Raw genomic sequence first — 14,532 nt, 5'->3', positions numbered from 1 at the left:
AATGGAATTTCTAATTTTTAGTATTTCTTATAAAATATAATTATCTCTATTCCAAATAAGGAGGAATTTATGAACAACAAAATTCCTAGAAAAACATTAAAAAGAATCGAAGAGGATATTGAAAATAATAATCTTGGAAAAGCAAGAGATAGATTGCATGGCCTCATCTTTACATACCCAAATGAATTACATCTTCGAAAACAACTCGGAGATATTTATTATACATTACAATATCCAGAAATGGCTGGACGTTACTGGTATCTAGAGAAACATAAAACAGACATTATGCATGAATCATGTTTATTATTTGAAAAATCAATGGGAAATAATCCTCATCATATTGCACGTGCTTTAAAGTTTAAAGGCGATTCTAACCATTTAAAAGGTTTGTATAAAGATCAACCTTTATCTTCAGTGCAGAAGAAAGTAGCAGAGGAGTTAATTTATGAGTATAAAGAAACATGGCAAGATAAGCTAGTTCCTTTTGGCTGTCTAGCATTCCTTGCTTGCCTTCTCTTTTCTGCCATTGTTGGTCTATTCACTATTTGGAATTGGATTTTTTAATTATAGGGGGAATTTTCACATGTCAAACTACGATAACGAAGAAAAGCTAACAGGCGGAAACGTTTCGAACGTATATCGTTCTGAAAATACTGTTCGTCGAGAATTAAAGCCAGATAGCGCAAAGATCCATAAGCTATTACAACACTTAGAAAACAAAGGATTTCATTATGCTCCAAAGTTTTTAGGTGTAGATGAAAAAGATAGAGAGATTTTATCCTTTATTGAAGGAGAAGCTGGCAATTATCCTTTAAAAGAATATATGCGATCTAATGATGTATTAAAAGAAATCGCAAAGATGCTCCGCCTTTACCATGATGCTGTAAGTGATTTTCCGTTATTAGATGATTGGAAACCGATGAATCACACGCCAAATAACATTGAGGTTTTATGTCACAATGATTTTGCCATATATAACATTATTTTCAATAATGAGAAACCAGTAGGGATTATTGATTTCGATGTTGCTGCTCCTGGTCCAAGACTATGGGATATCGCTTATACACTTTATACTTGTGTGCCTTTAAGTAGAGTGTATTATACAGAATCTGGTGAAGCCATTCATTATGAATCATCGCAACATGCAGATCGTATTAAAGAAAAAGTGAAGTTGTTTGTTCAATCCTATGGTAAAAATATGGGTGAAGATTACTTAGGAATGGTGTTGCTTCGTTTAGAAGGGTTATGTACATATATGAAAAGAAAAGCTCAAGAGGGCGATATTAACTTCCAAAGAATGATTGATGAAGGACATCTAGAGCATTATGAAAAAGATATAAAGTTTATTCGCGAGCATAGAGGGGATTGGATCTGATAAACATATGACGATATTGTCATTTCGTGTCGGTAAGTTAGTATAATTTCCTTTACTCTCGCATCAATTACAAAATAACAAGGGGCACCCTTCAAAAAGGTGCCCTTCCTTTTATTTCGTAAACTGTGCTTCTTCTGTAGATCCTTTTAACGCTGTCGTTGATGAAGTTCCGCCTGTAATTACTTGTGCAACTTCATCAAAGTAACCTGTTCCTACTTCGCGTTGATGACGTGTTGCAGAGTAGCCATGTTTTTCAGCTGCGAATTCTGCTTGTTGTAGTTCAGAGTATGCTGCCATGCCGCGCTCTTTATAGCCACGTGCTAGTTCAAACATACCGTAATTTAATGAATGGAATCCAGCAAGCGTTACGAATTGGAACTTATAACCGTAAGATGCGATTTCCTTTTGGAAGCTCGCAATTGTTTTTTCATCTAGTTTTTGTTTCCAGTTAAATGATGGAGAGCAGTTGTAAGCAAGTAGCTTTCCCGGATGCTCCTTATGAATTGCGTCCGCAAATCGTTTTGCATCTTCTAAATTTGGTTCCGACGTTTCACACCAAACGAGGTCTGCATACGGTGCATACGCTAAACCGCGCGCAATTGCTTGATCAAGACCTGCATTCGTACGGTAAAATCCTTCTGGTGTTCTTTCTCCTGTAATAAATGCTTTATCAACAGGATCGATATCGCTCGTAATTAAATCAGCTGCATCTGCATCTGTTCTTGCAACGATAATTGTCGGCACTCCCATTACATCTGCTGCAAGGCGTGCAGAAATTAAATTGCGTACTGCTGTTTGCGTTGGTAGTAGTACTTTTCCGCCTAAATGGCCACATTTTTTCTCTGAAGATAATTGATCTTCAAAATGCACACCTGATGCACCTGCTTCAATCATACCTTTCATCAGTTCGAATACGTTTAATTGTCCACCAAATCCAGCTTCTGCATCTGCTACAATCGGTACGAAATAGTCTGTATCATCGCTTCCTTCCATATGCTGAATTTGATCCGCACGTTGAAGTGTTTGATTAATTCGTTTCACTACAGCAGGTACGCTGTTCGCTGGATATAAACTTTGGTCTGGATACATATGTCCAGAAAGGTTTGCATCAGCTGCTACTTGCCAACCACTTAAGTAAATCGCTTTTAACCCAGCTTTCACTTGTTGCATCGCTTGGTTTCCTGTTAATGCGCCAAGTGCGTTAATATAGTCTTCTGTATGAAGCGATGTCCAAAGCTTCTCAGCACCGCGGCGCGCTAATGTATGTTCAATATCAATCGATCCGCGCAGGCGAATTACATCTTCTGCCGAATATGGACGTGTGATCCCTTTCCAACGCTCATCTAATTCCCAGCTCTCTTGTAATTTCTCGATTCTTTCGTTTTTCATTTGTTCCATCCCCTTTTCATTTTTTATAAAATTTCATAACCCGGTAATGTTAAAAATGGTACGAATTCATCATTTCGAACGAGATTTGTAAACAACGTTGTCGCTTCTTGGAATCTCCCTTTCTTAAAGGCTTCCTTACCAATCTCTCTTTCTATTTTTGCTAATTCTTCTTCTTTTAGCTCTTCCATTAATTCAAGCGTAATATTACGACCATCATTTAGTTTTCCACCTTCATGACGAATCCATTGCCATACTTGTGCTCTTGAAATTTCAGCAGTTGCCGCATCTTCCATTAAGTTATAAATGGGTGCTGCTCCCCGTCCGCTTAACCAAGATGCAATATATTGAATACCTACGCTAATATTCATGCGAAGGCCCTCTTCTGTAATCGTTCCCATCGGTACCTCTAGTAAATTGTTTTCTGTTACACATATTTCTTCACGTTTTCTAAAAATTTGATTCGGTGTTTTCATAATGTGATTAAATACTTCCATTGCAACCGGTACAAGTCCAGGGTGGGCAACCCAAGTCCCGTCATGACCATCTAAAGCTTCGCGCTCCTTATCAGCACGCACTTTTTCAAAAGCTGCTTCATTTGCTTCTGGATTATTTTTAATCGGAATTTGTGCCGCCATTCCTCCAATTGCTGGTGCATTACGACGGTGACATGTTTGAATTACTTTCAAAGAATACGAACGCATAAATGGCGCCGTCATCGTAACTTGCGCTCTATCTGGTAGTAAGAATTTATTATGATTACGGAAACTCTTTAAAAAGCTAAAAATATAATCCCATCTTCCGCAGTTTAAGCCAGCAGAATGATCTTTTAGCTCATACAAAATTTCATCCATTTCAAACGAAGCGTGAATCGTTTCCAGTAACACAGTTGCTTTAATCGTTCCATTTGGAATGCCGATATATTTTTGAGCAAATACGAATACATCATTCCATAATCTCGCTTCTAAATAACTTTCCATTTTTGGTAAGTAAAAGTATGGGCCGCTCCCTTTTGCTAAAAGAGCTTTCGCATTATGGAAAAAGTACAAGCCAAAATCTACTAAGCTACCCGATATATTTTTCCCATCAACTTGCATATGCTTTTCCTCTAAATGCCATCCTCTTGGACGTACAATGAGTACAGCTGTTTTCTCATTTAATCTATATTCTTTCCCTTTATCATTTTCATGTGAAATCGTTCCCTTTACTGCATCTCGTAAGTTGATTTGACCTTCAACTGCATTTTCCCAAGTTGGTGAATTCGAATCTTCAAAATCCGCCATAAAAAGATGCGCTCCTGAATTTAAAGCGTTAATGACCATCTTTCTATCTACCGGTCCAGTAATCTCTACGCGGCGATCCTCTAAGTCTTTTGGCAGCTTGGCAATTGTCCAATCCGCTTCACGTATGTGTTTTGTTTCTTCTAGAAACTTCGGAAACTCCCCTGCATCAATTCTCTTTTGTTTTTCTACACGTTTTTGTAAAAGTTCTATGCGGCGCTCATTAAAATTCTCATGTAGTTCCTTCAAAAAACTAAGCACCTCAGGTGTCAATATTTCGTTGTACGCTGGTAACATTTCTCCAACGAGTGTAACCCGTGAAGTTTGCGTCGACATATTAGCATCCCCTTCTTAAACTGTTTTATAACAGATTTAATTTCATGTTTTATATTATATAACAAATCTTCAGAAAAGGAAGTTTTTTTTGAAAATTCATTTCATTTTTTTCAAAATGCCATTCTTTCGCGCTTTACTTCATACAAAAAAGGTCGCTGTTATACAACAACGACCTTTTTTGTATTATTTTTAAATTTCACTTTGACTAGTTAAACTTTATTACTGCCCTTGTTCCATATCATGCAATATTGCTCTATGTAAAAACTGTGCGTATTGTTCTCTCGTTACCTTCATAGACGGACCGAATTTACCTTCTCCGATTCCCATTGTAATACCATTTGTTTGTATTGCACTAATTGCATTGGTTGCCCATGAATTTGCTGAAACATCATTAAAGTTATGAGATCCCTTCGCCTGTAAGTCAAAAGCATTCGTAAGAACTTGTGCCATTTCCGCACGCGTTAACGTCGCCTTCGGTCTAAAGTTTCCATTCTCGTCTCCCTGGAAAATTCCGATTTCCGTTAAAGCCAATATCTCCTCGATAAAGCTTGTTGAATTTTCATCGATATCTCCATATGGGTTTTCATATTCATCTTGTTCTTCCATATCAAACACACGGTAAATTAAAGCTGCAACTTGCTCACGTGTTACATTATCCCCAAAACCAAATATTCCATCGCCATATCCCAAAATAATTTCTTGTTCCGCTAATTCATGAATTGCCTCATATGCCCAATGTCCTTTTGGTACATCTTTAAATACAATTGTATTTGTTTTTTGCAACGGTGCACTTTCCGCTTTTACACTGTTACTCTCTGCTGAGAATAACACCCCACCCATAATTGTTAATGCTGTAGCTGTTTTTAATAATTTTTTGCTCATCAAATTATCTCCCCAATATGTATATGTTTTTTTAAAAATATACAGAATAAATGGTATAGTGACAATATATTTTCCGACACATTTCGTGACGGTTTTGTGAATCATATTACACATCATGTCTTTTTCATCGGATTGATTATAAAGCTTGTGTATAACCATAAAAATACATAAATACGAATAATAATTCTTTTTTAAACAAACAAAAAAGCACAAATATTTCTATTTGTGCTTTCATATTTCACTCTACTTCCAATCCTCTTTCAAATGATAATTAATAATCGCATTATTAATAAACTGAGCATATTGTTCTCTAGGTACAGGGCGATTTAATTCATACATGCCATTCCCAGTTCCTCTCACAACATTATTAGATTGTAACGCACTAATTGCATCTTCTGCCCAGTGGCCTTTTGGAATATCTTTAAATGTATGTTTTTGTTTCGTTTCAAAATTAAATGCTCGTTTTAAAATGACAGCCATTTCCGCTCTAGAGATTGGTGCTTTCGGCCTAAAATCCCCTTGGCCATCCCCTGTAAAAACACCACGTTTTGTTAACGCCAAAATTTCCTTTTTAAAAGTTGTTGTACTATCAGAAACATCTTTATATGGATTCGCTACTGGCCCTTCTTCTTTTATCTCAAGTGTTCTGTAAATAGTCCCAGCTACTTGTTCACGTGTTATAAGATCGCCAACACCATACTTCCCGTTTCCATACCCTAATATAATTTTATGATATGCTAAATCCATAATAGCGTCATATGCCCAAAATCCGTATGGAACATCTTCAAACACAATCATTTGTGGATACTCTTCCGCTTTTACAGGCGTCACATTCGTCCCTGCAAATATACCTCCTGCCATTGTCGCAATCATCATTACACCCAATATTTTTTTCTTCATTGTCCTCTCTCCCTATTTCATTCAAATAAAATGAATTTCATTGTTTCAGGAGTACTCTTTTTTGGTGAATGTAAGATAAAATGCAAATCTTCTAGAAGAAATATTTCCACTACCTTTCTGCTTTATGCCTCCTTCTTTCTTTTTCAAAAAGGAAGTTGTCACATCTAAGGTGTTATATACTAAAACATTCTACAATTTCTTTATAAACTCCTTTTCACTTTACAACTTCCCTTTATTGGCGCGTAAAGGAGATACCTAATGACGGTTACTATATTCATGATCTATATTTCAGAGGTAGCATTCCCCTTCACTGATAACTCGCCTTCTCTTCCCTTGCGAAAAGTTAGTGCCATCCCTACAAATATAAGGATAATCCCTATTACTTGCATCTAAATCCGGTCTAATAGTTTGGCAACAGCAGGATCTAAAAACACTAATACAGAAATAATTCTCGTCGATAAACCTCTTAAACTGTCAAAAAACAAGTAATATACAAATCTAGTATGTATAAGTCCTGTAGCTGTAATCATCGCCTTGAAAATGCCGGAAATCTACGAATAGTAGTAATAAAAAAAGCATCCTTTTTATTAAAAGAGGATGCTTTTTTTATATTTATTAACACTCAAATATGCTACTACTTTTGAAGAGTAAATTGGGCAACTATTTGTTTTAATTTTCCTGCTGCGCTATGCATATGTTCAATTGAAACCGAAATCTCTTGAACAGATTTTTCTTGCTGTTGAATAGACTCTTTTACCCTATCAGTTCGATCAGATGATCTTTGGGAAATTTGAGCCATGTCTTCTGCAGAAGCCGAGATTTCCTCACTACTCGCTGCAATTTCATCTGTAGACATAGATACCGTTTGAATTTGCTCAGATACTTGCTGTACTTTTTCTGTAATTGTTCCAAATACTTTTTCTGTATGCATTACTACTTGTGTACCTGCCTGTACCTCATTATCTACTTTCCCCATCATATCTACTGTATGGTTCGTTGTTCCCATAACTTGAGTAATAAGATTCTCAATTTGTTTTGCAGAATCACTAGATTGTTCTGCTAATTTCCGCACTTCATCTGCCACAATTGCAAATCCTCTACCACTTTCTCCAGCACGCGCAGCCTCAATTGCGGCGTTTAATGCTAATAAGTTAATCTGAGAGGTAATGCCTTGCATAACATCAATGATTTTAACAATTTCTTCTGATTGTTCTTTCATAGTCTCTACTTGTTTAACACCACTATGTACCGAATTTTGGATTGTATCCATCTGTTGAATCATTTGTTTCATTAATTTGTTACCACTCTCTGCATCTAATGCTGATTGAGCAGACAATTCATTTACAGAGGATGATGTATTCACTATACTCTGCATTCCTTGTGTCAACTCTTCCATCGCACCCGCAGTTTGCTCCATTGCTTGCATTTGACTCTCTGCGCCATTTGCAACTTCTTCAATATCTATAGTGATTTTCTTCGCTGCACTACTAGATACTTCTGATGCAGATACTACTCCGTCTGCATGTTGGAATAAAAGCTGAATATTATTATCTACCTCTTTCATATTCGTTCTTAACCCTGTAATCATTTCATTAAAATCACTTACTAATACACCTAATTCATCTTTAGCAGTATAATCACCATGTACGGTTAAATCTCCTTCTTTCGCACTTTCCATCATACGACTAACCGTTTGTAAAGGAGCAACTATAAGCTTGCTAATAATATAACTTACTATACATATAACGATTGTAGTAACTACTACAAGAATGATAAAGGTAATAACGGATCGATCAATCATTTTTTGAGAATCTTTAAACACTTGATCAGCTAAGTTTGAAACATACGATTCTAGATCCACTGCATAACCAGCCAACTCTATTCCCTTCGGTTTTAATTCCTTCTGAAATTCATTTACCATTTGTGGCTCGTTTGTTGCCTTCGCCTTTTCAAACAATTTTTTATATGTATCTTTATAACTTGGCAAAGATTTCTTCATCTTTTGAAACAACTCATCCTCTTGCTTACTTAAATTAACGCCATCATCATATTCTTTTAATAAAGAATCATATTTTTTAAGATCCTTTTCAATATTATCAATTATCCCCTCTTTATTTGCTACTTCATTTTGGGACGCCGTAATTAATTCTAGTAAGTTATATTCTAGTGAATTTTGCGTACGAAGCATTCCTTCTAATAAAATTGCGGAATTTTGATAATCATCTACTACAACCTCTGTATCGTGCTTAATCTTATTAATGGAATTAATTGCTACACTGCTCATAATTACCATACCTAAAACTGCTAATGAAATAAGCGATAATAGTTTATATTTCACTTTTAAATTTTGTAAAAAATACATTTTTTCACCTTTATTCCTTTATATATAGATTTTTAGAATTTTATAGCTTATTATTTACAAAATCGCAATAAAAAGCAATGATAAATATTCCCAATATAAAACTTATATTTCTATAAAAAAAAGTAGCATAATAGCTACTCCTTTTTTCTTTGTTTCTCATATTGTTCAAACGCATGAATTCTTTCAAAAATTGGTGGGTGCGTGTATAAGAAAAACTTCACTAACGCAGGCGGATTTACTTGGCTTAAACTTGTTTTTGATAAATATTGAAAAGTTTTCACACCAGATTTCCCGTCCTTCGTCATATTTAAAGCATATTGATCTGCCGCTCTTTCTTCTATACGTGAAACGTAGTTTGTTGCTGGTTGTGCTGCAAAAGAGAGTACAGAAGAAATTAAGAAAAATAAAGGTAAAATGGAGAAACATGCTACTTTTGAAATTTGCAATGTATCTCCCCATTTGCGAATACACATATTTATAATACGACTAATTAAAAACATACCTATAAACGATAGCAATACATAACTTGCAACGCCAAAATATATATGCTTCATAACATAATGCCCCATTTCATGGGCCATGATAAATAAAATCTCTTTATCTTTTAACTGCTTAAGCGTTGTATCCCACATTACAATACGGGCGTTAGGGCCAATTCCTGTTACGTAAGCATTTAATGCATTCGTTTTTTCTGACATATTTACTTCATATACGTGTTTAGCAGGAATATCCGCTTTGTCTGCTATCGCTAAAATTTTCGTTTCTAATTCTTTATTTTTCAGCGTCGAAAAGTCGTTATACAGTGGGTCAATAACGACAGGCTGTATGAATGTTAAAAAGATTGTAAATGGAACAGAGAGCGCCCACCCTGCTAGCCACCATCTCTTCGGAAATTTACGGATAAGCCATAATAGAACGGTCACTACAATTAACATAGTCGCATAACTTTCCCAAAAACCGATAACATGATCTTTAATCCAGCTTTGTGTGCTTTGCGTTGAAATGCCGTAATCAACGGACACTTTCCGGCCAATCCATTGCATCGGTAAGGCAAGCACTGTTGTCAGTAATGATAAATAAAAGAAATAAATCGCAACTTGCAAGACACTTATTTTAGTCGTTTCCTTCGACCATTTCTCAAACTTTCTTGAAATACCTAGCACAAGTACAAACAATAAAATAATCCATTCAAGAGGCGTCGCTAAAAAGTATAGTAAATTTTTCACGCGCGAATAATCTTGGCTTAGCGTAAGCTCTCTCGCACTCATAAACGTTTCTGGATCTGCACTTGTTCCTTTATACATGTCCGGAATAAGTTCATGATTCCATCCAAATAAATACCAATATATAAGTAACGCAAATCCAACATACAAAAAAAGCGACCAACCAATAACCTTCCTCACGCTATTCCCTCCTCTATGCTGCCTGTCTATTATTATTGTAAGTTCGTACACGCTAAATTAGAACAAGCTTATTATGCGAATTGCTCGAGATCCTTTTATTTACATAAAAAAACTCTTCTACACAAGAAGAGTTTTACCTATCTTTAAACACTTTCTTTAGTTCATAATCCGGAATAAGGATCGCACGTACAAACCAACACACGTACCCTACTTGCTTTTTAGATAACATAAAAAGCCTCTTTAAGGAAGTACATCTATTAATAAATTAAAATCTTGTAAAGAGAAAGAACTATATTTCATAATACCCTGTACAGCTAAAAGTAAAACAAGACCGATCACACACATATAATTAACGCTTTCTTCATTCTTTTTTTCAGTAACCACTCCACCACTTATACATAAAATCCCTAGCAAATGAAGCGCTAAATACATGAAAAAGTAAGCTTCCTCCCAGCGCAAAATAACATTCACTGTCGTTATTAACACTAGACTAAGTAAAATCAAATAAAAAAACTTATTTGATGATATCGTTTCATTCATATAATTTTATACATCCCTTTCAAATTTCGAATTAATGATGTTTCAAAGCTATAAAGTAAATGATTGTTTTTATACCATAAAACAAAAGGAAAGCCACCATTACTTTCTCGAATACTTTATGAATCCACATATACTTCTCTTCATTCTTTCTGAAGATGCGCTTCATCATTTCTTCTACAATTAGACCAAATATTAGTAAAACCCCGAACACAATAAGAAGAGAAATAATATTTTCTTTTAAATGAGTACTAGAAAATAAGTAATACTCTGGAAACACAATCGTATCTACTACAGGTTGAAGCCAATGACAAACGCTTTTATCACACATATCTGTAATAGACGTAGCATCTATAATCTCTTTTAATATTTTTTCAACCATCTTCTTCATCTCATTTACTCCCCACTATATCTGAAAAGCTCTTTTCCTGCTCTGCATATATAACTGGCACTTCTTTACTCCAATATTTACGATTAACAAATAAAAAGATAAGTACTAAGTTTAATCCTGTTATAAAAATAATAAGTCCAGGAAAGAATGTCGTATAATTTGAGAAATCGGCAAAACTCATAATTTTTTCTCTACTTATTAAAAAAGACGCACCCATTACAAATGCATTGTTTAACATATGTATTGCAATTGGCATGAGTAAACTTTTCGTACGAATATATACGATTGATAATACGATGCTGAATATGGCTGCACCGAGGAAATCAACATGTAACAACGCAAACAATATTGCTACCACGATGGTCGCTATGCTCGTTCCCCATTTTGTTGCAAAACGTTGAAGTAAAAATCCGCGAAAAACAAACTCCCCGATAATTGGTGCGATGAATACGATCCTAATGACTTGATATACATATCCGCCAGTACTATCTATAATCGGTTCATGCAATGCATTCATAATAAAGTCCGGTGTAATCCATGCAAAACTATACATATACAAAATAAGATACCCGTAACTAAACATGCACAACATAACCGTAATGTATAAAACTTGCACCAAGTTAAATGTTTCATTTTTATTAACAAACAATGAAAATGAAATGCGATGCTTTCTATACTCATAAAAAATCCATACCATCGGAAGGATATAGAATATAAGGATATTTATAAAAGAAGAATTTTGTATATGAAATATACTTGTTAGCAAATCGCCACTACTTCTCGCTATTAAAATTAATAGTGCAAATACAATTAAAAAATATCTAGCTCGCATCACTTGAAACGGATTCACACTCATCTCCTCCCCTATGTTACTTTTATCATATCATTTGATTCTTAATTTTTTGAGAAAGAAAACCTTAAAATTTCCTTAAAAATTCCATAAGTTACAAAATGATGATATGATATTCGAGAAAATTAGGAGGGATTTTTATGTACCAAGCAAATATTTTACTTGTTGATGATGAAACAGCAATTTTACAATTACTAACTACCATTCTTGAAAAAGAAGGTTTTTCTCATATTACAACTGCAACATCAGCTGAAATAGCTTTATCTCTAACTAAGCAAAACAATTACGATTTAATTATTTTAGATGTAATGCTTCCTGGACAATCTGGTTTTGATATTTGTCCAATCATTCGCCAACAAACAGATTGTCCAATTTTCTTCCTATCAGCAAAAGCATCTGATTTAGATAAAATATCCGGATTTTCATACGGTGCGGATGATTATATTACGAAGCCCTTTAATCCATTAGAAGTAGTAGCACGTATGAAAGCACAGCTTCGGAGACATATGAAACAAGCAGTACCGCACGAACAAAAATCACACTCTATTTCATTTGAAAGATTTGAAATTGATCAACACTCTGCAGAACTGACAGTGGATGGGCACATTGTCGAATGTTCCGCTCAACTCTTTCAACTACTACTCTTCTTTTGCGAGAATCCGAACTACGTATTTTCGAAAGAGGAAATATACGAAAAAGTTTGGGGAGCACCTGCCTATAATGGCGATGACAACACTGTTATGGTCCACATTCGAAAACTACGTGAAAAAATTGAACACGATCCAAGTAAACCAGAATATATAAAAACCGTTCGCGGGCTTGGTTATAAGTTCGTTACAAAGTAGGGTGACGATATGAATTTTAATAAACGACTTATTATTCAATTTATCATGCAACACGTTTTTGTTTTAGTTACATTACTTATCGCTGTAGTTGCTGCTTTTACTTATTTAATTTTTCTTCTTACTAGTACTTTATATGAACCTAATATTCCAGATTCTGATAGTTTTACAATTTCAAGATACATCTCTTCAGAAGATGGGCATATTTCGTTACAATCTGAAGTGCAAGATTTAATAAAGGAGAAAAATGATTGGCTCCAAGTTGTAGATGAAAACGGAAAAATCCTCTACCACTTTAATACACCAAATGATGTTCCGAATGCTTATACGAAGACATCTTTAGTCGCATATATACAACATCATATCGAAAGTAATTATAAATTTACATATTGGGAAATTGAATTAGAAGAAAAGAAAGTACTTGTTATTTATGGTGGTATGTTAAAAAGCAATGCGTTACTGACAGCAATTCAAAAGGATCACTCCTCTTTAACGATGGATTCGTTCACATTAACAGATCAAGAAAAACAGTTACTGTCTAAAGAAAAAGCAGCACTTCAAATATTTAATCAAAATGGCGAAGAGGTTTTTGCCTATCCAGCTGGAAAGAAAAAAACATTTTCAGCAATACAAATCGCCCTTAATGAAAAAGAACCGTGGAATCATAAAGAAAACACGTCTAGCTTTTACGATGCAAATAGTGGCAACCTTCTCGTTGTGACTGCGAAAAATGATCACTACTATCCAGATGACGAAATTGAAGATGTATTTACTAAGAAGTTTCTCATCGGATGCGGATTAATCCTTCTTATCGTATTTGTTTATTTAGTCATTCTTTCTATTTGGTATGGTAATAAATTTGGGAAACCGTTATTACATGCGATGCGCTGGCTTAAAAATATCGCTGGCGGAAAGTATGAAGAACCTATCAGTAAAAAAGGAAAACCTGTCAGGTTCCGGCGATCTGGTAAAGAAAAATGGTCATTCCGTTTGTTTAGAGATGTGACAAGTTCACTAGAACACCTTTCTATTACACTCAAAAAAAATGATGCGATGAGGCAAGTACTTCAGCAAACACGAGAAGAATGGATTACCGGTCTAACACACGACTTAAAAACACCACTTAGCTCTATATATGGATACGCATTATTACTCGAATCGGATCAATATAACTGGACTGATCGTGATATTCAGCAATTTGGTAGTGTTATGAAAGAGAAATCTCAATATATGACTACATTAATTGATGATTTAAGCTTAACGTATCAATTAAAAAATAACAGCCTTCCTGCACAGCACGTAAACGTTGAAATCAATCAGTTCGTCCAAAAAGTATTATTGCAATTTATTAATAATCCAACACTTCAAAATCAAAATATTGAATTCGTACCGAGCTCAAATAAAATTCAATATTTCATTGAAGAAAAATGGTTCCAGCGTATTATCGAAAACTTACTCGTAAATGCTGTAAAACATAATAACGAAACAACTACTGTCATCGTAAAATTATCACAAAACGCTAATTCCTTTACACTCTCCATTTCAGATGACGGAAAAGGAATGGATGAAAAAACAAAAGAACTTCTATTTGAACGATATTACCGCGGAACAAACACAGAAGAAAGCAACATCGGAACTGGACTTGGCCTAGCCATTACAAAACAGCTCGTTCATGCTCATAACGGGACAATTTCCGTTGATAGTGCACTCGGAAAAGGAACAACGATTATCCTTGTATTTCCGTTTCGTTCGTAGGAAAGACGCTATGTGGCGTCTTTTTTTCTTTTCTGGGAGAGTTTTTCGGTAATTGAAATTATGCGGATCGTTTTTTCGAGGTGTTTTAGCGGTATATGAAATTATATCGGCGATTTTTTGAATATATCGGCGCAATTCAAAATATATCGACTTACCGACAAAAATTTACAATACTAACCTACTTCCTCTACTACTATACAAAGTAAAAATAACCTTTCATAACTCACTATGAA

The 14,532-nt window shown here is 34.9% G+C and carries 13 protein-coding genes and 1 pseudogene; 4 read left to right on the top strand and 10 right to left on the bottom strand.

The genetic code is table 11. The features are described from left to right. Window positions 1–69 precede the first annotated feature (69 nt). Together RT27_RS15725 and RT27_RS15720 are read left to right on the top strand one after the other, a co-directional pair. Window positions 70–564, top strand: coding sequence for a DUF6584 family protein (locus tag RT27_RS15725; RefSeq protein ID WP_043936617.1), 495 nt, complete (start codon window positions 70–72; stop codon window positions 562–564). Window positions 565–583: 19 nt separating this feature from the next. After that, window positions 584–1,375: a phosphotransferase gene (locus RT27_RS15720; RefSeq protein WP_029442115.1), complete on the top strand. Its 792-nt coding sequence runs from the start codon at window positions 584–586 to the stop codon at window positions 1,373–1,375. A 111-nt stretch (window positions 1,376–1,486) separates the two neighbouring features. Here RT27_RS15720 and aceA read toward each other — a convergent pair whose 3' ends face one another. The 10 genes and pseudogenes from aceA to RT27_RS15675 all read right to left on the bottom strand — a co-directional run bounded on the left by aceA (window position 1,487) and on the right by RT27_RS15675 (window position 11,702). Then, window positions 1,487–2,764, bottom strand: coding sequence for an isocitrate lyase (gene aceA, locus RT27_RS15715; RefSeq protein WP_000787346.1), 1,278 nt, complete (start codon window positions 2,762–2,764; stop codon window positions 1,487–1,489). A 23-nt stretch (window positions 2,765–2,787) separates the two neighbouring features. Then, on the bottom strand, window positions 2,788–4,377 hold the full coding sequence (gene aceB / locus RT27_RS15710) for a malate synthase A (RefSeq protein ID WP_043936616.1): 1,590 nt from the start codon (window positions 4,375–4,377) through the stop codon (window positions 2,788–2,790). 219 nt (window positions 4,378–4,596) lie between these two features. Beyond that, complete coding sequence (locus RT27_RS15705; RefSeq protein WP_072939738.1) at window positions 4,597–5,364, bottom strand: S-layer homology domain-containing protein; 768 nt, start codon at window positions 5,362–5,364, stop codon at window positions 4,597–4,599. A gap of 138 nt (window positions 5,365–5,502) precedes the next feature. Further along, window positions 5,503–6,159, bottom strand: a complete 657-nt coding sequence (locus RT27_RS15700) for an S-layer homology domain-containing protein (protein ID WP_016082513.1) — start codon at window positions 6,157–6,159, stop codon at window positions 5,503–5,505. A gap of 281 nt (window positions 6,160–6,440) precedes the next feature. Then, a pseudogene (locus RT27_RS35805) lies at window positions 6,441–6,735 on the bottom strand (EamA family transporter); the annotation flags it as partial. 58 nt (window positions 6,736–6,793) lie between these two features. Then, window positions 6,794–8,521 carry a methyl-accepting chemotaxis protein gene (locus RT27_RS15695; protein WP_043936614.1) on the bottom strand — a complete coding sequence of 576 codons (1,728 nt, stop codon included), beginning with the start codon at window positions 8,519–8,521 and terminating at the stop codon, window positions 6,794–6,796. A 134-nt stretch (window positions 8,522–8,655) separates the two neighbouring features. Further along, complete coding sequence (locus tag RT27_RS15690) at window positions 8,656–9,924, bottom strand: M48 family metallopeptidase (protein ID WP_043936613.1); 1,269 nt, start codon at window positions 9,922–9,924, stop codon at window positions 8,656–8,658. Window positions 9,925–10,164: 240 nt separating this feature from the next. Beyond that, window positions 10,165–10,464: a DUF2101 family protein gene (locus tag RT27_RS15685; RefSeq protein ID WP_016082517.1), complete on the bottom strand. Its 300-nt coding sequence runs from the start codon at window positions 10,462–10,464 to the stop codon at window positions 10,165–10,167. Between the two features lie 31 nt (window positions 10,465–10,495). After that, window positions 10,496–10,852 (bottom strand): hypothetical protein, encoded by a 357-nt coding sequence (locus RT27_RS15680; protein WP_043936612.1) that lies wholly within the window; start codon window positions 10,850–10,852, stop codon window positions 10,496–10,498. A gap of 1 nt (window position 10,853) precedes the next feature. Next, entirely contained in the window at window positions 10,854–11,702 is an 849-nt protein-coding gene (locus RT27_RS15675; protein WP_043936611.1) for a type II CAAX endopeptidase family protein, read from the bottom strand. 140 nt (window positions 11,703–11,842) lie between these two features. Here RT27_RS15675 and RT27_RS15670 point away from each other — a divergent pair, with 140 nt between their 5' ends. Further along, window positions 11,843–12,547 carry a response regulator transcription factor gene (locus tag RT27_RS15670; protein WP_043936610.1) on the top strand — a complete coding sequence of 235 codons (705 nt, stop codon included), beginning with the start codon at window positions 11,843–11,845 and terminating at the stop codon, window positions 12,545–12,547. Window positions 12,548–12,556: 9 nt separating this feature from the next. After that, complete coding sequence (locus RT27_RS15665) at window positions 12,557–14,299, top strand: HAMP domain-containing sensor histidine kinase (protein ID WP_043936609.1); 1,743 nt, start codon at window positions 12,557–12,559, stop codon at window positions 14,297–14,299. The last annotated feature ends 233 nt before the right edge of the window (window positions 14,300–14,532 follow it).

It is taken from the genome of Bacillus sp. L_1B0_5 (assembly GCF_000836715.1).
Lineage (GTDB): Bacteria > Bacillota > Bacilli > Bacillales > Bacillaceae_G > Bacillus_A > Bacillus_A thuringiensis_S.
Note: the sequence above shows the minus strand (reverse complement) of the source record. Positions and strands in the feature narration are given on the sequence as shown.

Coding starts and splice junctions, on each gene's coding strand:
- RT27_RS15705 (WP_072939738.1), bottom strand. CDS start 5,364: ATGATTCACAAAACCGTCACGAAATGTGTCGGAAAATATATTGTCACT.
- RT27_RS15700 (WP_016082513.1), bottom strand. CDS start 6,159: ATGAAGAAAAAAATATTGGGTGTAATGATGATTGCGACAATGGCAGGA.
- RT27_RS15695 (WP_043936614.1), bottom strand. CDS start 8,521: ATGTATTTTTTACAAAATTTAAAAGTGAAATATAAACTATTATCGCTT.
- RT27_RS15685 (WP_016082517.1), bottom strand. CDS start 10,464: ATGAATGAAACGATATCATCAAATAAGTTTTTTTATTTGATTTTACTT.
- RT27_RS15665 (WP_043936609.1), top strand. CDS start 12,557: ATGAATTTTAATAAACGACTTATTATTCAATTTATCATGCAACACGTT.
- RT27_RS15680 (WP_043936612.1), bottom strand. CDS start 10,852: ATGAAGAAGATGGTTGAAAAAATATTAAAAGAGATTATAGATGCTACG.
- aceB (WP_043936616.1), bottom strand. CDS start 4,377: ATGTCGACGCAAACTTCACGGGTTACACTCGTTGGAGAAATGTTACCA.
- aceA (WP_000787346.1), bottom strand. CDS start 2,764: ATGAAAAACGAAAGAATCGAGAAATTACAAGAGAGCTGGGAATTAGAT.
- RT27_RS15725 (WP_043936617.1), top strand. CDS start 70: ATGAACAACAAAATTCCTAGAAAAACATTAAAAAGAATCGAAGAGGAT.
- RT27_RS15720 (WP_029442115.1), top strand. CDS start 584: ATGTCAAACTACGATAACGAAGAAAAGCTAACAGGCGGAAACGTTTCG.
- RT27_RS15670 (WP_043936610.1), top strand. CDS start 11,843: ATGTACCAAGCAAATATTTTACTTGTTGATGATGAAACAGCAATTTTA.